Origin of the sequence: Umbribacter vaginalis, from assembly GCA_001552935.1 — a bacterium.
In the GTDB taxonomy this organism is placed as follows: domain Bacteria; phylum Actinomycetota; class Coriobacteriia; order Coriobacteriales; family Eggerthellaceae; genus Berryella; species Berryella vaginalis.
The window spans coordinates 152,484-176,287 of sequence record KQ959705.1; the positions used below are offsets into that span (position 1 = coordinate 152,484).

Annotated in this window: 17 protein-coding genes; 12 read left to right on the plus strand and 5 right to left on the minus strand. The window is 49.4% G+C overall.

Annotation, left to right across the window (positions count from 1 at the left end; genetic code table 11):
• The first annotated feature begins 91 nt into the window (after positions 1-91).
• The 11 genes from recJ to HMPREF3190_RS05410 all read left to right on the plus strand — a co-directional run bounded on the left by recJ (position 92) and on the right by HMPREF3190_RS05410 (position 17,424).
• Positions 92-3,451, plus strand: a complete 3,360-nt coding sequence (gene recJ, locus HMPREF3190_RS05360) for a single-stranded-DNA-specific exonuclease RecJ (RefSeq protein WP_066781102.1) — start codon at positions 92-94, stop codon at positions 3,449-3,451.
• Positions 3,452-3,619: 168 nt separating this feature from the next.
• On the plus strand, positions 3,620-5,926 hold the full coding sequence (locus HMPREF3190_RS05365; RefSeq protein ID WP_066781104.1) for a RelA/SpoT family protein: 2,307 nt from the start codon (positions 3,620-3,622) through the stop codon (positions 5,924-5,926).
• 63 nt (positions 5,927-5,989) lie between these two features.
• Entirely contained in the window at positions 5,990-6,652 is a 663-nt protein-coding gene (locus HMPREF3190_RS05370; RefSeq protein ID WP_066781105.1) for an MBL fold metallo-hydrolase, read from the plus strand.
• Positions 6,653-6,985: 333 nt separating this feature from the next.
• Complete coding sequence (locus tag HMPREF3190_RS05375; RefSeq protein WP_066781107.1) at positions 6,986-7,612, plus strand: DUF47 domain-containing protein; 627 nt, start codon at positions 6,986-6,988, stop codon at positions 7,610-7,612.
• A 131-nt stretch (positions 7,613-7,743) separates the two neighbouring features.
• Positions 7,744-9,024 (plus strand): aspartate kinase, encoded by a 1,281-nt coding sequence (locus tag HMPREF3190_RS05380; RefSeq protein WP_066781109.1) that lies wholly within the window; start codon positions 7,744-7,746, stop codon positions 9,022-9,024.
• Between the two features lie 101 nt (positions 9,025-9,125).
• Complete coding sequence (locus tag HMPREF3190_RS05385) at positions 9,126-10,229, plus strand: aspartate-semialdehyde dehydrogenase (protein WP_066781111.1); 1,104 nt, start codon at positions 9,126-9,128, stop codon at positions 10,227-10,229.
• A 294-nt stretch (positions 10,230-10,523) separates the two neighbouring features.
• Positions 10,524-12,431, plus strand: a complete 1,908-nt coding sequence (gene htpG / locus HMPREF3190_RS05390) for a molecular chaperone HtpG (RefSeq protein ID WP_066781318.1) — start codon at positions 10,524-10,526, stop codon at positions 12,429-12,431.
• A 208-nt stretch (positions 12,432-12,639) separates the two neighbouring features.
• Positions 12,640-13,176: an adenine phosphoribosyltransferase gene (locus HMPREF3190_RS05395; protein ID WP_066781113.1), complete on the plus strand. Its 537-nt coding sequence runs from the start codon at positions 12,640-12,642 to the stop codon at positions 13,174-13,176.
• Between the two features lie 365 nt (positions 13,177-13,541).
• On the plus strand, positions 13,542-14,384 hold the full coding sequence (locus tag HMPREF3190_RS05400) for an ABC transporter substrate-binding protein (RefSeq protein ID WP_449676289.1): 843 nt from the start codon (positions 13,542-13,544) through the stop codon (positions 14,382-14,384).
• Between the two features lie 208 nt (positions 14,385-14,592).
• A complete protein-coding gene (locus HMPREF3190_RS05405; RefSeq protein WP_449674429.1) occupies positions 14,593-15,945 on the plus strand; it encodes an amino acid ABC transporter permease in 1,353 nt (450 codons plus the stop codon).
• A 219-nt stretch (positions 15,946-16,164) separates the two neighbouring features.
• Positions 16,165-17,424 (plus strand): Nramp family divalent metal transporter, encoded by a 1,260-nt coding sequence (locus tag HMPREF3190_RS05410; protein WP_066781114.1) that lies wholly within the window; start codon positions 16,165-16,167, stop codon positions 17,422-17,424.
• Positions 17,425-17,641: 217 nt separating this feature from the next.
• Here HMPREF3190_RS05410 and HMPREF3190_RS05415 read toward each other — a convergent pair whose 3' ends face one another.
• From HMPREF3190_RS05415 to pxpB, 5 genes are all read right to left on the minus strand, one after another.
• Positions 17,642-18,439: a LamB/YcsF family protein gene (locus HMPREF3190_RS05415; protein ID WP_066781117.1), complete on the minus strand. Its 798-nt coding sequence runs from the start codon at positions 18,437-18,439 to the stop codon at positions 17,642-17,644.
• A gap of 186 nt (positions 18,440-18,625) precedes the next feature.
• Positions 18,626-19,975, minus strand: a complete 1,350-nt coding sequence (accC, locus tag HMPREF3190_RS05420) for an acetyl-CoA carboxylase biotin carboxylase subunit (RefSeq protein WP_066781119.1) — start codon at positions 19,973-19,975, stop codon at positions 18,626-18,628.
• 12 nt (positions 19,976-19,987) lie between these two features.
• Complete coding sequence (accB, locus tag HMPREF3190_RS05425; protein ID WP_066781121.1) at positions 19,988-20,479, minus strand: acetyl-CoA carboxylase biotin carboxyl carrier protein; 492 nt, start codon at positions 20,477-20,479, stop codon at positions 19,988-19,990.
• Positions 20,476-21,627 (minus strand): 5-oxoprolinase subunit C family protein, encoded by a 1,152-nt coding sequence (locus HMPREF3190_RS05430; protein ID WP_066781123.1) that lies wholly within the window; start codon positions 21,625-21,627, stop codon positions 20,476-20,478. The genes accB and HMPREF3190_RS05430 overlap by 4 nt, the downstream gene beginning before the upstream one ends.
• Entirely contained in the window at positions 21,618-22,538 is a 921-nt protein-coding gene (gene pxpB / locus HMPREF3190_RS05435) for a 5-oxoprolinase subunit PxpB (RefSeq protein ID WP_082715206.1), read from the minus strand. The genes HMPREF3190_RS05430 and pxpB overlap by 10 nt, the downstream gene beginning before the upstream one ends.
• A gap of 221 nt (positions 22,539-22,759) precedes the next feature.
• On the opposite strand from pxpB, the gene HMPREF3190_RS05440 reads away from it, so the two are divergent.
• Positions 22,760-23,209: a universal stress protein gene (locus tag HMPREF3190_RS05440; protein WP_156425741.1), complete on the plus strand. Its 450-nt coding sequence runs from the start codon at positions 22,760-22,762 to the stop codon at positions 23,207-23,209.
• Positions 23,210-23,804 lie beyond the last annotated feature (595 nt).

The window sequence follows — 23,804 nt, forward strand, 5'->3', positions numbered from 1 at the left end:
CTACAACCCGCATCATCACGTGCGTTTTGAACAATAATATGAGACAATAACAGCGAAAACTACTACTACACGCTTCATTGTTAGGTTTGATATGTCCGCTCAATTCACGATTCGTGCGGCGCAAACATCGTGCGTAGAAACGCTGATGCAGCGCTTTAATATTCCGCGTTTTGTCGCTACTATTTTAGTAGCGCGCGGCATCACGACGCCTGATGAAGCACAGCGTTTTTTGAACCCATCGCTGCAGCGTGATTGGCATAACCCCTACGATATTCCTGAAATGCAAAGCGCTGTTGATGTTATTGAACAGGCGCTTCACGATAATAAGCGCATCGTGGTGTTTGGTGATTTTGACGTTGATGGCTTATCGGCAACCGCCCTGCTCACACGCGCATTGCGTGATTTAGGTGCCCAGGTAGATCCTTTCATTCCACGTCGTATTGAAGAGGGTTATGCTCTGAGTGATGCCGCATTTCAGCGTATGAATGCGCTTCAACCGCAGCTTGTTATTACGGTCGATTGTGGTATTTCGTGCAAAAACGAAGTTGACGAGCTGCTTAAAGCGGGCATCGACGTTGTAATCACCGATCATCACGAACCAAGCGATCAGGTGCCAGTTGGAGTACCAGTTGTCGATCCGAAGTGTGTCGAACAGTGTCCAAGCGCCATTCTTGCTGGTGCAGGCGTTGCGCTGAAATTGGTGCAAGTGCTCGGCGCGCGTTTTGGCAAACCTAATTTGTGGCTTGATTATATTGATTTTGCAACATTGGGAACGATTGCCGATCTGATGCCGATGGTGGCTGAAAATCGCGCGCTTGTGTACGAGGGCTTGCAGTGCTTGAACACGCGCATGCGTCCGTGTTTTGTAGCGCTTCTTGAAAGCGCAGGTCAGCTGAATGAAAAACTCAATTCTACCAATATTAGTTACAGCATCATTCCGCGCTTGAATGCTACAGGACGTATGGGCGACTCGCAAAAAGGCTTGGATATTTTGCTGTGCGATTCTTTGGACGAAGCGCGCGAGCTTGCACGTGATATCGAGCAGCTCAACGAGCAGCGACGCAGTGTTGAAATGGAGCTTTCCGAAATGGCGCGCGTTCAAGCCGATGAGGTGTATCACGGTCAGCGTGCGCTGGTGGTGGCGGGCGAAAATTGGCACGAAGGCGTTAAAGGTATTGTCGCCAGCCGCTTGACGCGCGCGTATGGCGTTCCCAGTATACTGTTCAGCATCGATGGCGACCTTGCGCGCGGCAGTGGGCGCAGTGTTGGAAGCGTCAATTTGTTCAAGGCGCTTGAAGCGTGCGACAGCTTGCTTGTGAAGTACGGCGGTCACGAAGCAGCGGTGGGTTTAACGCTGCATGTTCGCGATTTACCTGCGTTTACGCAGCAACTGTGCGCGTATATGGATACGCTTGAGCAAGACAAATTCCATCCGCGCATTACGGTTGATGCAGCGGTATCACTTGATGAACTGACGTTTGAAAATGTAGAAATGCTTGAGCACTTAGCGCCCTTTGGTCAGGAAAATAAACCACCGTTGCTTATCGCGCAAAATGTTTCGCTTACGAATATGCGTGCTGTAGGAGCTGATAAATCGCACCTATCGTGCATACTATCAGATGGAATAAATCGCGTAGCAGGAATTATGTTTCACTGTAGCGATATTCAGTCGCTTTTGAACACCACAACACTGGTGTCGGCTGCTTTTGAAGTTCAAATTGACGAGTGGCGTGGAAAGCGCAGCATAAAAGCCATGTTGAAGTCGGTTGCGCCTGCGGTTGCATGTCGCGCGCTTGAAGCGTGTCTTGATCCTAAAAATGTACAATTTGTGTCGAATTTATATGCTACAAGCGATGAGGAATTGTGTACTCTTGCGCCTGAGTCGCCTGCACTTCTTGAAGAAAACGAGCAGCAGCGTGTGAAAAATCGCCATGTGTGGCAAACACGCGCACAAACGCATCCGCAGCAGCTTGAAGCAGCCATTATCGAGGCGCTTATTGGTGCGCACAGCTTGCATGAGTCGCAACAGCAGGTGCTCGAAAAGCTCGATCAGGGCTTGTCGGTGTTCGCGGTTATGGCAACAGGGCGCGGTAAATCGCTTACGTTTCAAGTGTATGCAGCCTTAAAAGCGCTGCGTGATCACCAGGCAAGTTTGTTCATCTACCCGCTGCGTGCGCTTATTGCCGATCAGGCGTACCACCTTGAAAACGCACTCAGCCCGTTTGGAATTTCGGTGCAGGTGTTAAGCGGGGAAAGCTCGCCTGAAGAACGCAAACGCATTTATGACAGCTTGCAGAGCGGTATGTGTGACATCGTTCTTACCACGCCCGAGTATCTGGAGTTTCATGCTCAGGAGCTGGGGAAATCGGGGTGCATTTCCTTTGTGGTAGTTGACGAAGCGCACCATATTGGCATGGCGCGTGCAGGCAAGCGTCCAGCATATGCCAATTTGGGAGAGCATATTGCGCGCCTGGGCAATGTGCAGTTGTTAGCACTTACCGCAACAGCTGACGGTGTGATTGCACGCGACATTGCCCGCGAGCTTAACATCACCGCCTGCGTGTTCGATCAAACGCAGCGCCAAAATTTGCATATTATCGACAAACGTGACATTCGTGACAAAGAGGAATACCTTGCTAATTTAGTGGCGCAGGGTGAAAAAACGGTCATTTATGTATCTACGCGCGAGCAGTCGGTCTTGCTGGCGCGTAGTTTGCGCGCCCGCGTTCCTCAACTGGCTCTTCTTATTGGTTTTTACAACGCTGGCCTAAGCCGCCGCGAACGCATTCGCGTTGAACAGCTCTTCCGCACGGGTTCTTTAACGGTGCTTGTGTCTACATCGGCGTTTGGTGAAGGTGTGAATATTGGCGATATTACGCACGTTGTGCTGTATGGAATGCCCTATAACGATATAGAGTTTAACCAGATGAGCGGTCGAGCGGGACGCAATGGGGCCGCTGCGTACGTACATTTGGTGTTTGGGCGCGCCGATATTAATGTGAACCAAGAAATTTTAGCTGGTGTAACGCCTAACCGCGACCGTTTAGCGCGCATTTATCGTTTTCTGGCATATAAGCAACGCCATGCCGAGAGCGGTGCATTCTCGCTTACCCTTGCGGATATTGCAACAGAATCATCCGATAACAAAACACATATTACAAGCGCGATGGTTGAATGTGCGCTGGCAGTATTTCGAGAGCTCGGGCTTATTGAGTGCCGGCGCGTGTTTGCCTCTGGAGAGGATGTTCGTCATATTCGCGTTTTACCTGGGGTTTCGCGTGAAAAACTAACTAACAGCGCGCGTTATTGCGAAGGGCTTGAAGAAAAAGAAGCGTTCGAAGATTATCGTGTGCATATTATGCAAGCGCCAGCGCAGTTTTTCCAGGACAAAATATCGCGACCGATTTTGCCGTCATGTGCACATTTAACGGGGAATTTTGGTAAGGTATAGCATGAAGAACGTACGCCCGGCTGGGCGTGTTGGGTACGCTGTATCGGATGTGCCGTGCTCGACGTCCGCACTGCGTTTGTTGGATGTGTCGCACGTGAGTGCGCTCTCGTGTTTCGTGCTTGATGCTGCGCACTGAGCGCTGCAGGTACGCCTAAGAAAGGAGGCTCTATGCAAGCGGATGACACCGTAACACATGAGATGGCGCCTGAACAGCGTCGTTTTGAGGAATTGTGCCGCGTTGCTTCAGAGTACCTTGACGCGCCTGCTCTTGAGCTGTTGCAGCGTGCGTATGTGTTCGCTGAACAGCACCATCGAGGTCAAAAACGCAAAAGCGGTGAAGCGTTCATTATTCACCCCATTGAAGTGGCACTGATTTTAGCAGGGTTGCATATGGATGCAGACACGCTGGTAGCTGCTCTTATGCACGATACTATCGAAGATACATCCGCTACCTTCGAGGAAGTAAAAGACCAGTTTGGCGAATCAATCGCGATGCTTGTGGAAGGCGTCACGAAAATTACCCGTATCGAAGTTGAAAGCCTCTCCGACGAACAAGCAGCAACTATTCGCAAAATGCTGGTTGCGATGAGTAAAGATATTCGTGTAATTGTCATTAAACTAGCTGATAGACTGCACAATATGCGCACTCTTGCGTCGCTTCGTGAAGACAGGCGTATTTTTAAAGCGCGCGAAACGCTTGAAATTTACGCACCTATTGCACACCGTTTGGGTATCAGTTCTATTAAGTGGGAGCTGGAAGATTTAGCGTTTTTCTATCTTGAACCGGCGCGCTATAAGCAAATCTCGCGCATGATTAGCGAAACGCGCAACGAGCGCGAAGAATATTTGCAGCAAACATTGGACATTTTGCGCAATGAAATGGATAAACTGGGAATTGAAGCGCAAATAGCGGGCCGTCCGAAGCACTTGTATTCCATCTACCAAAAAATGTGCAAAAAACGCAAAGATTTCGCCGACATTTTCGACTTAATTGCCGTACGCATTATTGTGACAACCGTTAAAGATTGCTATTCAGCGCTAGGAGCTGTGCATACGCTGTGGCATCCGATGCCGGGGCGCTTTAAAGATTATATCGCGATGCCGAAATTTAATATGTACCAAAGCTTGCACACAACAGTGCTTGGGCCAGCAGCGCGTCCGCTTGAAGTGCAAATTCGTACCGAAGAAATGCATCAGACAAGCGAATATGGTGTGGCGGCGCACTGGCTGTACAAAGAGGGGAACGCTTCTGAGCGCGACAAGGCGTTCGAGCGGCAGTTGGTATGGTTGCGTCAGATGATCGACTGGACCGACGACACGGCCGATTCAAAGGAATTTCTGAAAGACTTAAAAGTAGACTTAGATTCCGAAGAAGTGTTTGTGTTTACGCCAAAAGGTGAAGTAAAGAATTTACGAGCAGGTTCAACGCCTATCGATTTTGCGTATGCTATTCACACAGAAGTGGGCAACAAATGCGTAGGCGCTAAAGTAAATGGTTCAATTGTGCCTTTATCGTATCATTTGAATATGGGCGATCGGGTTGAGATTCTTACGCAGAAAAGCGCGCGTCCTTCACGAGGTTGGCTTGCGATGGTAAAAACGCCCTCAGCGCGTTCAAAAATTCGTGCGTATTTCTCACGTATTTCGCGCAGTGATGACATTGCAGCTGGTCGTGACAAACTTGCACACGAAATGCGCAAACATTCCGTTGGTATCGCGAATGGAGCTGCACTGCGCGCTCTTGGCGATGTTGCTGCTCATATGGGGTATCGTGACTCGGAAGACCTATTTGTATCGCTGGGAACAGGCAAAGAGTCGCTGCTTGCGGTGTCGCGGCGTCTGCTCAGCGAGCTGGGTCTTTCTCAAAACGATGCCATTCCTGCTCCTGAGAGCGCGCCAGGCACAACACTTCCTCCGATGCTTACGCAGGTTACGCATGACACTTCGTTCATCACGCCAAAACGAAAAATTCAAGGTTCGTCGCATGGCGTTGTGGTAAAAGGTTTCAGCAATATGCTGGTTCGTTTGTCGAAATGCTGCAATCCTGTGCCAGGCGATGATATTTTGGGCTTTATTACGCGTGGACGAGGTGTAAGTGTTCATCGTTCGAATTGTCCAAATGCAAAAGACCTGTTAAATGAGCCAGGGCGTATTATTGATGTGGTGTGGGCCACTACGCCTGATCCGTCAACGTCGTACAAAATTGATGTGCATATTGTGGCGCTTAATAAAATGACAATTTTGCGCGATGTGGCTGCGGTGTTTAGTGAAGAAGGCGCAAGTGTATTAAGTTCTTCAAGTTCACAGCAAAAAGATGGTTTTATTCAAATGCGATTTTTGTTTCAGTTGTCTGATGTCTCGCACGTGGATGACATTCTTATTAAATTGCTTGATGTGGAAGGTGTGCTTGAAGCGCGCCGCATGAAAGCAGGCGAAGCAGTAGGCACAAAAAAGCAGCATCATGCGTGTACTTAGGCGGTTCTGCTGACTTAGGTGGTTCTGCTGTTTAAATTATGCTGTTAAAAGGAGATATACATCATGAAACTGTTTCATGTACCTCATACGTGTGTGAATATTACGTTTTGTATAGTAGGCGAATACGACAACAATGTGTACCTCATAGACGATGGCTCACATGCTATTCTCGTTGATCCAAGCTGTTGCTGCGATGCGCTGATGGATATGATTGGCGGGCGCACGCTTGATGGGATTATTCTTACGCATCATCATTGGGATCATCGGGGAGCAGCTGCTGAATTGCGCAAACGTACGAATGCTCCCACGTTTGCCTCGCGTGCGGATGCTCCTTTTATTGAAGAGAAGCGCCACGATCCTACCGACAGTAAGCGTCTTCCTGCGTGCAAAGTTGATACGTTTCTTGGCGATGGACACGTGCTGAATTTTGGCGCTATGGCGTGGCGTGTTATTGAAACTCCTGGTCATACGCCAGGCTCGCTGTGTTTGTTTCTTGATTCGTGTTATGGATGTTATCCTCAAAAAGCACCAGTACTTATATCAGGCGATACGCTCTTTTATCATGCGTGCGGTCGTACCGATTTTTATGGCGGCAATCCAGATCAGATGAAGCGCTCATTGCAACAGTTGTCAACGCTTCCACCAAATACATGTGTACTTCCTGGTCATGGGGAACAAACGACCATTGCAGCTGAGCAGCGTTTCGCATTTCGCATGTTCGAGTAGTGCGCTTGCGTACCGTGACGTTGGGTAAGGGTTTGCATCCGCTTGCATCCGCTGTCGCTTTATTTCGCGTTACCATGTTTTCGGGTCGTGGGGTGCCGTTACAATCCCACTCCATGGTGAGCCGTCACGTTTCTGCTCAAGGTGCGCCGTTACGTTTTCGCTGGTCTTGTTACCGTATGCAATCCTTCGTGCTATTTGCCGAAACATTAGCGCGGTTTCGTATTTGCATAAAGTGCAATTTCTTCGGCTTACACCAGCGTTTAACAGCGCTATGCGTTACAATAGCCTTGCTTTTAGTAATGATAGTTCCCGTAACATGCTCAAGGAGGCTGTATGTCTAAAACGCATTTCGATTATTTCGATGCATTTATCAAGCAAGCTCAAATAGCCTGTAAAGAAGCCGATGTTCTTGTTGAGGTTGCTGAGAATTTCACAACCGCTGCTGCTCTTGAACCAACGTTACATAAAGCTCATGAAATTGAAAATGAAGGCGATGAAGTGAATCACGGCATCATGCGCAATGTTGCTACCGATTTTGTCACGCCTATCGATAGGGAAGACCTTATTGAATTGGCGCAATGCATGGATAATGTAACCGATAGTATCGAGGACATTATTCAGCGCTTCTATATGTATGATGTACATTTTATGCATACCGATGCTATTGCAATGGCGCATCTTATTCAGAAAAGTGCGCTTGCATTGTGCCGTGCGATGGAAGATTTTCGTAATTTCAAGAAATCAAAAATGTTTCACAGCTTGATTATGGAAGTAAACGACTATGAAGAACAAGCAGACGTCGTGTATATGCAGGCAATACGTCGTTTGTATACCACCAGTAATGATGACGCAGTGCGCGTGGAAGTGTGGTCGCGTATTCTGGATTGTATGGAGCGTTGTTGCGATTCGCTTGAACATGCAGGTGATATCATGAATACTATTATGGTAAAGAATGTGTAGTACATTTGATTAATAGACGCCTCATGAATGTGTCAGGGCATATATCAGGGCGTATAGGTATGAATGTGCAAATAAATGTATCAATTAATGTGTAAACGAATGTGTAAATGAATGTGTGAACGAGTGTGTCTATGAGCTTACTAGTGTGTAAATTTGGCGGAACGTCGGTTTCATCGCCTGAACGTATTCGCGGCGTTGCAAAGCGCTTAATTGAGCGCAAACGCGCAGGTCATAAGGTGGTTGCCGTGGTATCTGCTATGGGAAAAACCACCGATGAACTGGTTGAATTGGCGCAGTCGCTCTCGCAACGCCCCTCTCCACGCGAGATGGATCGCTTGCTTTCAACAGGCGAACAAGTGTCGATGAGTTTGCTTGCGATGGCACTTGAGGCGCGCGGTTTTAAGGCTATGAGTTTTACGGGCGAACAAGCAGGCATTTGCACCGATTCGCTGCATTTAGGCGCGCGTATCGTAAAAGTGCATGCACAACGCATCTTAAATGCGCTTTCATCAGGTGCTATTCCAGTGGTTGCAGGCTTTCAAGGCATCGACGAACAAGGCGATATTACAACGCTCGGTCGTGGAGGCTCCGATACCACCGCTGTTGCGCTGGCGTGGGGCATTAACGCTGATGTGTGCGAAATTTATTCCGATGTTCCCGGTGTGTATTCTGCTGACCCGCGCATTGCGCCCCGCGCGCGCAAGCTTGACGAAATTTCCTACGACGACATGCTTGAAATGTCGGCCGCTGGATCGGGCGTTTTGCAGATGCGCGCCGTTGAGTTCGCAAAAAAATATCACGTTGTTATTCATTCGCGTTCTGCATTTACAAGTGAAGCAGGTACTTTGGTGAAGGAGAGTAGCCCTATGATGGAAGAAGCGGTTATCACGGGCATTGCACACGATACATCAGAAGTGAAAGTTGTTATTCGTGCTGTACCCGATTCGGTTGGTGTAGCTGCAAAGGTGTTTTCTGCGCTGGCAGCCAACCGTGTGAATACCGATATGATTATCCAAAACATTTCTGACAAGGGCTTCACGGACATCAGTTTTACCTGTCCAGCGGCCGATTTAGCGCGTGCACGTGACGTGATTGACAAAATGATTCCTGAAATAGGCGCAAAAAGCGTTGATATTGACGACTCGATTGCAAAAATCAGCCTTGTAGGAACGGGCATGAAGTCGTCACCAGGTGTTGCAGCACGTGCGTTTGCTACACTAGGAGAAAACAACATCAACATTGTTGCCATTTCAACATCCCCCATTCGCTTGTCGATTGTTATCGACTCGGCGCAGGTAGCGCAGGCGGTTCGCTGTCTTCATTCAGCGTTTGGATTGGACGCCGATGAAGTGTTTGAAGAGCGTCAATTGTCGGCAGAAGAAATTGAAGCGAAGTTGCATAAAGGCCGCTAGTGCGCACAATTTCTTCGCTTTAACGGGCACAAGCGCCTGAAACAGCGCCTGAACAAGCGCCTGAAACAGACAACCATACCTGAAACAGAAAAGGAATAACGATGCAAGCTCATCATAGCACGTCTGAACAGCACAACGTGAAACAGCCCTCGGCGGCTCGCAAGCCCTTGCCTGCATTCCCGAGCATTGCGGTTGTGGGCGCAACAGGAGCCGTCGGCCACGAGTTTTTGGAAGTGCTGTCCGATTTAGATGTTCCTATGCGTGAATTGCGTCTGTTTGCATCGGAGCGTTCAGCTGGAAAAACAATGCATTTTAAGGGCGCATCGCAGGTTCCTGCGGGCGATATTGTCATTGAAGCAGCAAGCGACGATGCGTTTGCGGGCGTCGACATTGCTCTGTTTAGCGCAGGGGCAAGCGTGTCAAAAGCGCTGCGAGCTGCGTGCAAGCGTAGCGGCACGCTTATGATTGATAACTCAAGTGCATTTCGCATGGAACCCGATGTGCCGCTGGTTGTTCCCGAGGTTAATCCGCAGGATGCGTTTTCGCACACGGGCGTTATTGCAAATCCGAATTGCTCGACCATTCAGATGGTTGTTGCGCTGGCGCCTCTGCATAAACGCGCAGGTATCGAGCGTATTGTGGTGTCAACGTATCAGGCGGCAAGTGGAGCGGGCGCGCCTGCGATGGACGAGCTTTATCAGCAAACGCGCGCGTACCTGAATCATGAAGAGCTTCACGTGCAGGCGTTTCAGCATCAAATTGCGTTTAATTGCATTCCGCATATTGATGTTTTTCTGCCTGATGGAAGTACTAAAGAAGAATGGAAAATGGTTCAAGAAACCAAAAAGATCATGGGCGATCAATCGATACGCGTTGCTGCTACGTGTGTGCGTGTGCCGGTGCTGCGCTGTCATGGTGAAGCGGTGTCGGTGCAGTTCAAGCGTCCGTTGAGCGTTGAGGATGCGCGTGTAGCGCTGCAAGCGGCACCAAATGTTCAGCTGATGGATGACCCCGCACATAATACGTATCCTATGCCAGGGCTGTTGGCGGGCACGAATAAAACCTACGTTGGACGTCTGCGCGCTGATGCATCGGTCGAACATGGATTGCAAATGTGGGTTGTTGCTGATCAAATTCGCAAAGGTGCTGCTCTTAACGCGGTTCAAATTGCACTGTTGCTCATGGGAAAACCGATTACGGTGTAGTGAGAGTTGTTCTGCACCTTGAGTAGGTGCTGCCTTGCACGGTTTATAGCTTGACTTTATATGCATCCCGTTTACAATTCTGATTGGCACTCAATGTACTTGACTGCTAAATTGTGTACTACGCCGCTTGCTCGTGTGTATTAATGTGCGGTATGTGTCATCAGCATGCATTGCGAAAATGTGACACATTGTGAGGCGTATCTGTTTTTGTGTGCAGTGCGCAGCAGACATGGTTGCTGTGTTGCCGGGGCAGGTATGGCGTGTCTGGTACAGCTATTATCAGGAGGTTTAATTGTGAAACAGTTCAAAACAGAAAGCAAAAAGCTGCTTGATCTTATGATCAACTCCATATATACCAACCAGGATATTTTCTTGCGTGAACTTATATCAAATGCATCCGATGCGCTCGACAAACTGCGCTTCAAGCAGCTTACTGACGACAGTGCTCGTGAAAACAGCACGTCCGACAAGCTTGCTATTCGTTTGTCGTTTGATAAACAGGCACGCACCATTAGCGTTGAAGATAATGGAATTGGTATGTCATCTGCGGAATTGGAAAAGAATTTGGGCACGATTGCGCATTCAGACAGCCGCGATTTTAAGCAGCTTGAAGAAGTTGCCAACTCAAAGGACGCAAACATCATCGGCCAGTTCGGCGTTGGTTTTTACTCGGCGTTTATGGTTGCACAGAAAGTGGAAGTACTCAGCCGCGCTTACGGCAGCAGCGACGCGTATCTGTGGGAGAGCGATGGCATTGAAGGATACACAATTTCAACTGCGGAAAAGGAACACAGTGGCACGGTTATTACCCTGCATCTGAAAGACAATACCGACGATGAGAATTTCGATCGCTTCTTAAGCGAGTGGGAGCTTACGCAGTTGGTTCATACGTACAGCAATTACGTGCGCTATCCTATTACCATGATGGTTACGAAGTCGCGTGAGCTGCCAAAACCCGACAACGCACCGGACGACTACAAGCCCGAATACGAGCAGTATCAAGAACTTGAAACGCTCAACTCTATGGTTCCTATTTGGAAACGCAAAAAAAGCGATGTGAAACCTGAAGAATACAACGAGTTTTACAAGTCAACCTTTCACGATTTTGCCGATCCGCTGCGCGTAGCAAGCGTGCATGCCGAAGGCACGTTCACCTACGATGCGTTGCTGTTCATTCCAGGTCAGGCGCCGTTTGATTTGTATTCGCGCGACTACGAGAAAGGTCTTGCGCTCTATTCTTCAAACGTGCTGATTATGGACAAATGCGCCGACTTGCTTCCCGATTACTACATGTTTGTGCGCGGCATTGTTGATAGCGCCGATTTGACGCTGAACATCTCGCGTGAAACGCTGCAACGCGATGCGCAGCTGCGCGCGATTGCGCAAAAGCTCGAGAAGAAAATTACCTCCGAGCTTGAAGCTATGCGCGATACCGATCGCGCGCACTATGAGGAATTTTTTGCGAGCTTTGGGCGTTGCTTGAAGTTTGGCATTTATTCGAGTTACGGCGCGAAAGCTGAAATGCTTGCCCCACTGCTTATGTACTATTCGTGTGCGCAAAAAAAGATGCTTACGCTGCATGAATACGTTGAAAGCATGAAAGAAAACCAAAAGGACATTTATTACGCGTTTGGCGAGTCTCGCGAGCGCCTTGAGAGTATGCCGATGGTGCAATCGGTGTGTGCAAAGGGCTATGACGTGCTGTTATGCACGGAGGATGTGGACGAGTTCTGCTTCCAGATGCTGCATGCCTTTGAAGAAAAGTCGTTGGTGAACGTAGCAAATGCCCAGATAGACATTGCAAGCGACGAAGAAAAAGCGGCTGCTAAAAAGGCAAGTGAAGACAACAGCGCGCTGCTTGGTGCGCTGAAAGAGGCGCTGGGCGAGCAGGTAAGCAAAGTGGAAATTGCACCTGCACTGAAAGATGCACCTGCGGTTCTTACCACCGAGGGCGATGTGTCACTTGAAATGGAGAAACTGCTTAACCGCATGCCCGAGGGCGGTGGCGTGAAGTCGCAGCGCGTATTGCAGTTGAACTCGAAGCATCATGTGTTTGACGCTTTGCAGCAAGCGCAATCCGCAAATGACACGGAAAGAGTGGCATTATACGCGAAGTTGCTTTACAATCAGGCACTGTTGGTTGAAGGTGGCACAATTGAGAATCCGCGTGAGTTCGCTGAACAAATCAGCTCGCTTATGTAGTGCGCAGGGAATGTGGTCATGACGTACTTGTTTATGGAGCGCGTATGTGACGTATGTGGGAAACATGACTGTGCGGGATAGTTTGCCACATGGCACGTGTGCCAATCAAGAATGTTTTGTTGATAGAGCGTGTGCGCGCATTGCGCAAGAGCCGCATGTGTTGGTGCTGCACAAGCGTGCAGTATGATGATTAAAGCAAAGGAATGCTATGAGTTTTGATTACGAGCATCTTATTGTAGATATACCAGATTATCCGCAGCCAGGCGTTGTATTTAAGGATATCACGCCTCTCATAGCTTCCCCTGAGGGCTTTCAGGCAGTTGTGTCGCAGCTTGTGGAGCACTTTTCTGCTGCGGGTGCCACTAAGGTCATGGGTGCAGAAGCGCGTGGCTTTATGGTTGCCGCCCCTGTTGCCTACGCGCTGCATGCAGGTTTTGTTCCTGCACGCAAACCAGGCAAACTGCCCCGTAAAACGCTTACGGAAAACTATGCGCTTGAGTATGGAAACGATGCGCTTGAAATTCACACTGATGCTCTTACGCCTGATGATAAGGTGATTATTGTTGACGATCTTATCGCAACGGGCGGCACAGCCCTAGCACAGCTGCGTCTTATTGAGCAAGCTGGTGCGCAGTGCATTGGTATGGGCTTTTTAATGGAACTGGCGTTTTTGCATCCGCGCGATTTGCTGCAAGAGCATAGAGCGCTTGATATTTTCTCGCTCGTACAGGTAAATGCCTCATAAATGATATGTTTCTGTTGTACAGCGTGCGGTTCTTTCTCCGCACGCTGTACGCTTTTTGTGTAGTTTGTGTTCTGCGTCATGTGCCTTTCGTGCCGCTTTCTGCTTTTGTAGCGTGTCTTTCGTGCCGCTTGTAGCGCACATCACCTGTTTCTCTTTGTTTTGCGGCGTTTGTTCCTCTCGTTCCGTTTGTTCCTCCCGTTTTGCATGCCATTCGATTCTCGAACGTGTGCTCTTTTGCAATTTCAAGAAAAAAATGTAAAGAATTTGTTGCCAGCTTCACTTTTCTAACAATTGCGCTATTCTTGTCAAAATACTTTCTATCTAGAGAGTGTGAAAGCGGGCATTCAACGAGAGGACTTAGTAATATGGTACTAAAGAAAACCAATGTGCTCATGGTAGCAGCCGTTGCTTTGCTTTGTGCATGCGTATTATTGCTTGCAGGATGCAGTGGTAACGCGCCGAAAAAAGAGCAAGCACCTGCAGCTCCAGCTGCTGCAAAACAAGCAGACGCACCGCAGTATAAGCTGCAAACAGAAGGAAAGCTTACGATTGCAACATCACCCGATTTTCCTCCATTCGAGAATTTAGTTGATGGCAAATATGTTGGCTTCGACATTGAAATCGGGAAAGCCATTGCCAAGAAATTGAACCTCGAACCAGAATTTGTAAACTTGCAATTTGACGCTATTCTTCCTGCTATCGCAAGTGGTACGAAGGCCGACCTGGGAATTTCTGGCTTTACATCCAACCCCGAACGCGCGAAGCAAGTTGATTTCTCGCAGTCATACTACACTGATGACCTTGCCATTGGTGTTATGAAGTCGTCGCCTATTACGAAAGATACCGCCAAAGATGCGTTGAATAAAAAGGACGTTAAGATTGGCGTTCAAAGCGGCACATCAGGCGAAACGTACGTGAAAGAGCATTTCCCACAAGCAACGCTGGTACCGTATGGTAATTCAAACGACTGCTTTGCGGCTATGAACTCTGGCCAGGTGACGGCTGTGTGCACAAATTCAGCTGTTGTTGAAAAAATGCTTTCTGATGCATATAAAGATGCCAAGATTGTGTCGAAGATTGCCACTGGCGAAGAATATGCTGTTGCAGTGTCGAAGAGCAATCCTGAACTTACCAAGGCAGTAAATGAGGCGCTTAAGAGCATGAAAGCTGATGGTACAACCGAAACTTTGCTCAAGAAATATCTGTAATCGCGTGTGTCTGAAAATGCGCTTGAGTGTGCTTGTGAGTTTATGCAATCGTTCATTTTAGTGTAAGGTATTGCGTACGTTCTATAATCAAGCGTTCAGACGTGTGCTGTTAAGGGTATAATTAACTCCTCGTGTACGTGTGACACGGGGAGTTTTTGCGTATTATTCGTTACTAATGGTGCTTGTTGATAAAAGGGAATGGATGTTCATGATGCGCCTTAAAAAATGCGCTTTTGCGTCTTGTATTGTGGTACTTTTGGCAAGTGTGCTTGTTGGTGCTGTGTCTGTGCTGTGTGTTCAACCAGCTTACGCGTTAAACACACTGAGTCTTACTGCAAAGCCTAATGGTGATTCTGGATCGCAGGTGTATGGAGGCAGCGAAACGCGTCTTACGTGGGAGGGTGAAGCGCAGGCAGGCGAAAACATTTCTTCTATTACATTAACACTACCAGCAGGAACAACATGTTCACTTGATAACAGTAAGTTTACCGCGCTTACCGGTGAAGATTTCTTCAAGCGCACACCAGTTGATGCGCATTTTTCGTTGAATGATGGAAAAGTAAATGTGACACTGCCGCAACCGCTGCGCGACGCCGCGCATTTCCGTATTGAGTTATACGGTGTTGTTTTTCCAGCGAGTGGGGGAGATATGACGCTTTCAGGTGCGTACACCAGCGCGCAAGGTTCCCAGCAGCTTGCTTCAATGCCAACGATTAGCGTTACCAAAGTATCGCTTGTTGACAGTCTTTCACACACGTTGGAACAACAACCTTGGGTGCAGGCGTGGAACAGCAACAAATTCCTGAAGCTGTTTTTTAATCCGCCCCTGTTGGTAAGCAGTTTTCCTGTCGTGATTAACGGTTTCTTGCTGGCGCTTGCTATCGTACTGGTGGCGTTTCCACTGGCAATTCCTGTTGGACTCATTTTGTCGCTGATGCGTATGTCGCATGCGCGTATTTTGCGTGCGCTGGCAAGTATATACGTGAACGTAGTGCGCGGCACTCCCATGTTTTTGCAAATTTATATTGCGTTTTTTGGTTTGCCACTTGCGGGTATTCAAGTGCCGTCATTTTTGCTTGGTGTGTTGGTACTTGGTATGAATTCGGGTGCCTATTTGTGCGAAATTTTTCGCGGAGGTATTCAGTCTATTAGCAAAGGTCAGTTTGAAGCAGCGCGCTCACTCGGTATGAACGGTGCTCAAACGATGGTGTTCGTTATAATTCCACAAACACTGCGTCGCGTTTTACCTACCATGACCAGTGAATTTATTTTACTGTATAAAGATACGTCACTGTTAGCTGCTGTTGGCGTAATGGAAGTTGTGATGTATGCCAAAACTATTGTAGCTGCAACAGGTTCTATCACGCCTTATATTGTTGCAGCATGTTTTTATTTGATAATCACGCTGCCGTTGGCTAAGCTTGTTGGCTTGCTTGAGCGCGCTCTTGATCCAACGCACAAAGCAAGTAAGCGTGTGCACGTTACAAGCGAGCATACTGCGCCACGTGAAGATCACGCTGCTGAAAAGCACGTTTCTCCTGATCAACTTGCAAGCATGTAAGCGTATGCGGCGCTGCTTGTAGCACCCATGCGCCGTTATGTTCCTCGTGCGCATGGGCGCTCACGTTTCCCGCGAAACTCATCACTTCTTGAATCTAATTGTTTCGTCCACGTAAGAAATTCAGCCATTAGGCGCTTTTATGCCATTTCTGATAAGCGATTATGATACAGTTATCGCAATTTATTCTTGTAAACCCACTCAACGAAGGAAGTGATGAATATGGCCGCGAACACGCTTATCCAAAAGCTGAAAAACGTTGGCCCTGGTGCGCTTGTAGCGGCTGGGTTCATTGGACCTGGTACTGTTACAACATGCACCGTTTCGGGCGCAAGTTATGGCTATACGCTGCTATGGGCGCTTTTGTTTGCAACAATTGCCACAATCCTGTTTCAGGAGATGGCAGCACGTATTGGAATCATCACGCAGCAGGGTTTAGGAGAAAACATTCGTCAGCGCATTACTCAACCTGCGTTGCGCATGCTTGCCATTGTGGTGGTTATCCTTGCTATTTTTGTTGGGAACATCGCGTACGAAACTGGAAATGTTACTGGAAGCGTTATGGGGCTTCAGGCGTTTGCCGACATCCCATCGATGCCTGCGATTATCGTGATTGCACTGTTGGGCTTTGTGTTTTTGTGGATTGGCTCGTACAAACTTGTTGAAGGTATTTTAACGGCGATTGTGGTATTTATGGGTGTTGTGTTTTTTGTAACAGCCCTTGCTTCGCCTGTGAACTGGGGAGAAGTGGTGCACGGCATGTTTGTACCAGCGCTTCCCGATAGCTCGCTTACCAAGGGCGTGTCGCCGGTGCTTATTGCTGCTGGTTTGGTTGGCACTACTGTTGTGCCGTACAATCTGTTTTTGCATGCCTCTGGTGCCTCCGAGCGCTTCAAAGATCCAAGTCAGGTTGCCGATGCACGCTTTGACGCCGTGTTGTCCATCGGCCTTGGTGGCGTTATATCGATGGCAATTTTAGTGTGTGCAGCTGCGAATATTCATGGCAGCGGCATTGCTGTTACGAACGGTAAAGATATGGCGGCAGCGCTTTCGCCTTTGCTGGGCGGCTGGGCTACGTGCATGGTTGGATTAGGCCTGCTTGCAGCTGGTTTTTCAAGCGTGATTACCGCATCGCTTTCGGCAGCATATGCTGTTAATGGCGTGCTTGGATGGAACGCAAAATTGAAGGACGTGAAGTTCAAGCTGATATGGCTGATTGTGTTAGCGTCGGGTTGCATTATGGCTGTTATGCTGGGGAAAAGCCCCACGCAGCTTATTTTGACGGCGCAGGCTGCCAACGCATTGTTGTTGCCTGTTATGGCGTTTTTCGTGTTGGTGTGCGCCAATGCCGCCGACTTGGGTTCGTTTAGAAACCACGTGTTCTCAAACATTGCGGGCGTGGTGATTATCTTTATCACGCTGTTTATTGCTTACAAGAACTTATCGGCATTCGTTGCATCGGTAATGAAACTTATCTCGTAGCGTGCATGCGTGTGCACGCACTGTTTCGTGAAAGCAAGAAAGCCTGCCTCGTGCCTGTGCGCGTCGCAGGCTTTCTTGCTTCATCTATTTTTATTTTAGGAATCGGGTAAGTTTACCCTTTTTTTAAATGATACTTGTATGTTTTAAGGGAACACACGTTGCTCGTACGCTGCTTGTACGGGAAACACACGCGAATCGCGTAGCAACACGGAGCGTTCTAGCATGCACGAATCGCAATGCCAGCGGCCGTAAGCGCTGTTCGCAAGCTTGCAACAAATTCAACAGCTTGCTTTGTGTCGCCATGCGTGCAAATGGTGTCAATGCGCACGTGAACAGGTGCGCCGCTCACGCTTTGCAGGTATCCCGTTTGGATAGCGCGTATGCAGCGCTCGGTTGCGTACTGCGCGTCAGTAATCACAGCGCGCTTGTCGCTGCGGGGCACTAAGGTGCCTTCATCGGTATAATTTCTGTCCGCGAAAAACTCATGCGCGCAAGGCAGGCCCGCTTCTACCGCACACGAACATAACAGCGATCCGCTTAAACCCACCAGTGTAAGCGTCGGGTTGTAGTCTTTGATAGCCGCAACAATTGCTTGCGCACACGATTTATCTTTTGCTGCACGATTATACAGCTGACCATGTGGCTTTACGTGGTGCAGCATCGTATGCTCCGCTTTGCAGAACGCATCAAGGGCTCCTATCTGGTATAACACGAACGCATACACCTCATCGCTCGACAGGTTCAAATCGCGTCTTCCGAAACCTTGCAAGTCGGGATATCCTGGATGTGCACCTATCGCAACACCTGCTTCTTTGGCACGGCGCACCGTTTTACGCATAACGCACGGGTCGCCTGCGTGCATGCCACATGCAATGTTTACGCTGCTCACCAGGGGGATAATCTGCTCGTCAAGCCCTAGCGTGTAGCGCCCGAAGCTCTCTGCGATATCGCTGTTTAAGTCGACGTGTGCGTGCTGTGTGCCTTCTTTTGTTGTGCGAAATGCCTGATTATCCATGAGTATCCTTCCGCATTCTTGGTTACCCGTTTTCGTGTTATGTCATTGTGCATCAGCGTTTGCTGCGCACTGTTTCCGTACGTCATATCGCTTGTCACACCGCTCGTCACGTGTGCGAATCACGCATTGGCGCCGTCCACGTCACGTGCCTGCATTCCCGTGTGTTCCGACGCGCCATCCGTGCCCCTACACCTCGCCGTTCAGGAACTTTTCGATGAAGCTTGTATCCGCTCCACCTGTACAAAACGTTTCGTTCCCCAAAATGGAATACTGAAAGTCGAGGTTGGTTGACACGCCCACCACAACCATCTCCTCAAGCGCCGTGCGCATTTTCGCGATGGCTTCTTTGCGGTTGCGCCCCTGCACAATAATTTTCGCAATCAGCGAGTCGTAATAAGGGCTGATGGTGAAGCCGTCATACGCCGCTGTGTCAACGCGCACGCCGTTTCCGCCGGGCAGGTGCATCTGCGAAATCACACCCGGGCTTGGCAAAAAGCCCTTCTCGGGAATTTCTGCATTGATACGACACTCGATGCCGCACCCGTCAAGACGAATGTCGTCTTGCGTGAACGACAGCTTCTCACCTGCGGCAATGCATAGCATTTCGCGAACAATATCCTGGTGCGTTACCGATTCCGTAACGCAATGCTCAACCTGTACGCGCGTGTTCATTTCCATGAAGTAGTAGTTTTTGTTGGCGTCAAGCAAAAACTCAATGGTGCCCGCAGACGTATAGCCCACCGTTTTAGCTGCGACAATAGCGTCGTGCATCATGTGCTGGCGCGTTTCATCATCAAGAATAGGCGAGGGGCACTCCTCAATCATTTTCTGGTGGTTTCTCTGCACCGAGCAATCGCGTTCGCCCATTGCTACCACATTGCCATGATTATCTGCGATTATCTGTATTTCAACATGGCGCGGCTCGATAATGGCACGCTCCAAATACATCGTGTTGTCACCAAACGCGTTCACGCTTTCGCGCTGTGCAATGTTGAACTGTTCAACAAAGTCGTCGGGCGTTTCCGAAATGCGCATACCTTTGCCGCCGCCACCCGATGACGCCTTGATCATGATAGGCCACTCGATGTTGCGTGCCGCGTGTAGTGCCTCGTCAGCGTTATGAAACGCCTCGCGGCACCCGGGCACAACGGGAACACCCGCGTCCATCATGGTGCGCCGCGCTTGGCTTTTGTTGCCCATTTTGTCGATAACAGACGCGCTTGGTCCAATAAAGATGATTCCGTTGTCTTTGCACAGCTTCGCAAAGGTAGCATTTTCGGAAAGAAAGCCGTAGCCAGGATGTATAGCGTCGGCGCCTGTACCCAGCGCAGCGGACAGCACAGCGGTGGTGTTCAGGTACGAATCGCGCGCTGGGGCAGGCCCTATGCACACCGCTTCGTCAGCAAGATACACGTGCAGCGCCTGCTTGTCGGCAGTGGAATACACCGCAACCGTTTTGATGCCCATGGCGCGACATGCGCGAATAATGCGTACGGCAATTTCTCCTCGGTTTGCAATTAAAACTTTTTTCAGCATAGCAACCCCAGCTTACGCACTTTGCTCGCTGCTTGTACTAATACGAAACAGCGGCTGGTTGTACTCAATTTGGTTTCCGTTTCCTGCAAGAATTTCAGTAATAACACCCGGCTCGGGCGCCGTAATTTCGTTCATCATTTTCATAGCTTCAACAATTGCAAGGGTCTGACCAGTAATTACTTCCTGGCCTACCTTCACAAATGCGTCTTCATCGGGGCTTGGCGAGGTGTAGAACGTGCCCACCATGGGGCTTCGAACCACAATTCCTTCTTCCTCGGGCGCATCCGCGCTGCCCGCGCCACTGGCACCCAGCGCGTTTTGCTCGTGCGCGTTTTCCAACAAATTCTTCACCTTATCAGCCATAAGAGGCAACATGGCACTTGACGCGCTGACGCTTGCGTTGCGTTCAAGCTCAATTTTCATCTGGCCATCAGCTATGCGGAGCGCCGTAAGGTTGTTTTCGTCCATAATTTTCAAAAGCTCGGTAATTTCTTCCTTTTTCATACGTACTCCTTTGCTTCTGGTTTCGTCGTTTGGCGATTTTCTTTATGGTGTGCCGTCGTTTCCGTTTCTATCCACAGCGGATGGCCTTCGGTTGCCTGCGCTTGCGCTTCAAGAATGGGAGTAAGCCGTCGCGCTGTTTTTCGCGGAGAAATTCCTCCGTAGCTGGGGCGTTTCACCATGCGCGCGATGCCTTCCAACTCGTGAACGCTTCGCAAATACAGCCGCTGCGCCTCGGTAACGCTTATCGCTTCAAAGCGAATGGGCGTCTTGGGCGGACTTTGCACCAGCTTCGGAATGTCAACCGACGCCACCGTGCCAATTTTTGCGTAGCCGCCTGTTGTTTGGCGGTCGGCAAGCATGATGATGGGTTTTCCCTGATGAGGAACCTGAATTGCCCCCAGCGCAATGCCGTCCGAGATAATATCCGAACCGTGCTTGGTGGTAATAGCCGCTCCATCAAGGCGATACCCCATACGGTCGCATTGATTGTTCACGTAGTAGGTTTCGTTGTAGAATGTGTGAACGCCTTCGTCGGTGAACATATCCGCCTGCGGAACTGGGATAACGCGCAAGGTGGTGGGCATAAGCGCCGCGTCAGCACTCTGCTGCCATGTGCGCAGGTAGTTGTCTTCGGCTTGCAGCGCGTGTGACGCGATATTGGGAATAAAATCGCAGGCAGATGTCACAAACGACAGGTAGTCGCCCGTGTTTAAGCTGCGTCCTTTGTAGCCGCCGATATGGCATTTCAAGTTCGTCGAAAACGAACCCATCACCGGTGTAATGCGCGGCCCACCTCCCGTTACGGCAAGGTAGCCAAACATGCCTTTCACGCAGCCTTTCATGCTAAGAATTGATCCGCGTTTCACGGGAAGCGCTTTGTACATTTCAACAGGCAATCCGTTGAGAAGCGGCTGAAACGCGCCGCCAGTAAGCGCGATAATGGTGCTTGTTGTAAAGCGTAAGGTGGGGCCCGCGAGGCAAAATTCAAGCACAGGCGCTGTTATGGGGTTATCCACCAGGATATTGGCAATTTTTGCCGCACGCGCATCCATGGCACCCGAGGGCGAAAAGCCACTTGCTTGGCAGCCGAAGCGCCCCAAGTCTTGGATGGTTGTGCATACACCTGGCTTGAGAGCTGTCATTCCCATGTGCTCACCTCGCGTTCCTTGCTTGTGTTTGCGCTGGTAGAATGTGTGTTTGTGCCGTGCAGGATGCTTGCAGGAGCGTCGCACATATTGTCGGCACCGCGTTCCGCATCCGAGTTGCCATCCGCACCTGCGTCGTGTTCCACGCCAGCTCCACGCTCCGCGCATTCCTCGTCATCGCCAGCACTCGTGTGTTCAACTACGACGTTACACGTGTACGTGTGCGCCTGAACCTGCGCTTGGATGCAGTGAAAATCTTCCTCTGAAATGGGAATAAAGCGCAGATAGTCGCCCGCGGCATACAGAATGGGATGGTCGCGAAACGGATCGTATAAGCACACTGGACTTTTGCCAATAAGACGCCATCCGCCTGGGGAAGGCAGGGGATAAATACCCGTTTGAGCTCCACCTATGCCAACAGAACCTGCTTCAATGCACGTGCGCGGACTTTGCAGGCGTGGCGTGTGCAAACGCTTGTCAAGCCCGCCTAAATATGCGAAACCAGGCATGAATCCCAGCATGTCAATAAGGTAATCGACACCCGCGTGAATGCGAATGACGTCGGGAACAGAAAGCTGTGCGTGTTCAGCAACAAAATCAATATCGGGCCCAAATTCTCCGCCATAACACACGGGAATTTCGACGATGCGGCGCGTCTCTTGGGCAGTTCCAGTAATGTCTTTGAGCCGTGTTTGCAAGCATGCGCATAAGGCTTCATAGCTAATGATCTGCGGGTTATAGCACACCATCAGCGAGCAGATGGTGGGAATGCACTCGATAACGCCCTCGATAGGATGTTCCTCAAGCATACGCGCACAGCTGTGCACAAGCCCGCTGATTTCAGGGGAAATTTCCTGCTTGAACTCGACATTCAATGCACTGTCGCCCGCGATAGTTATGTAAAACTGCGCCATAGGAGCCCCGTTTCTTGGCGTGGTGGTTCCAACAATATGCTTGCAATACTGCTCTATCGTACTTGTTTTTGTAAGAAGAAGAGACATTAAATGTGCGTTTAATAATTTGGTAACATTTTACTCTATAAGTAAGCAATGAGGGGCAGGTATTGCGTTAAAATAAAGACGTTACAGTTAGTGCTGGGTCTGCAACCTAGTGAAACCTTGTGTATGAGGAGGATATTATGACCCAATATAAACGCATTTTCGCTGCACTCGACGGCGGTTCAACGCAAGAAGCAGTAGCAAAACGCGCGGCGTTGCTTGCGCATTATAACAATGCCGATTTGTTGTTTGGGCACGTCATCGATTCAGTTCCTTACGAAGCAAACGGTATTGATTTTGCTGCCTTGTGTCGCGATGGTAAAGAAAATCTTGAGCGTGAATTAAGTGGCGTTTTTAAAGAAATTCGTGAAGATCACGACATTAAGTCGGTGGAGTTCAAAGTGCACGCTGGTCGCATTACCGATACGCTCGTTGAAAGCCTTATTGAGCCATTTAAGCCCGATTTGGTAATTTGCGGTGCTCGTGGATTGTCGAACATTAAGTATGCGCTGGTAGGAAGTGTATCAACGTTTTTGATTCGCAACATGAAGTGCGATGTGTTGGTAGTAAAGCCAGAAGACGAGTAGTTGCCTCGCACAGTTCGCAAGCGAACGTTTTTCGCTTCGGTTGTTTTGCACGCAGCTGTTTTGCAGGCAGCCGTTTTGCAAGTCGGCTCTTTTGCACGTCGGCCCTTTTGCGATGATGTACTGCCACCTCGGGGCTCTTTTGCACTACGGTAGCTTTGCATGTTAGCATTTTTTGAAGTTCGTATGTTTGTGTTTGATGGTTTTGTACTACGAAATTTTTAGATGCAGCACGTTATTCGTAAGGAACACTTGTTAGGAACAGGAGTTTACTTTCGAGGCGTGCTGCTTTTTTGTTTTTTGGCGCACCTGCGGCACTCGTTTCCGGCTGAAGTTGAACGCAGTTTGCACACGGTGCGCCAATCTGTTTGTTACCCGTTCGCCTCGACCTGCACTCCTGCGCCATCCGTGCGCGTTCGCTAAGCTGCACGCTCGTTTCTAATTCCGCTCCATGTGTCCATCACCATTACCACTCCCACCATGCCCGCGCGTGTTCGTTTTGAAGTTACGCCAGTGCTGTTGCGCAGTTTTATGTGTATGTGTAATAGTTACTTATAAAATATGGTAATCCTTATGTATAAATTGTGCGGGGGGGGGG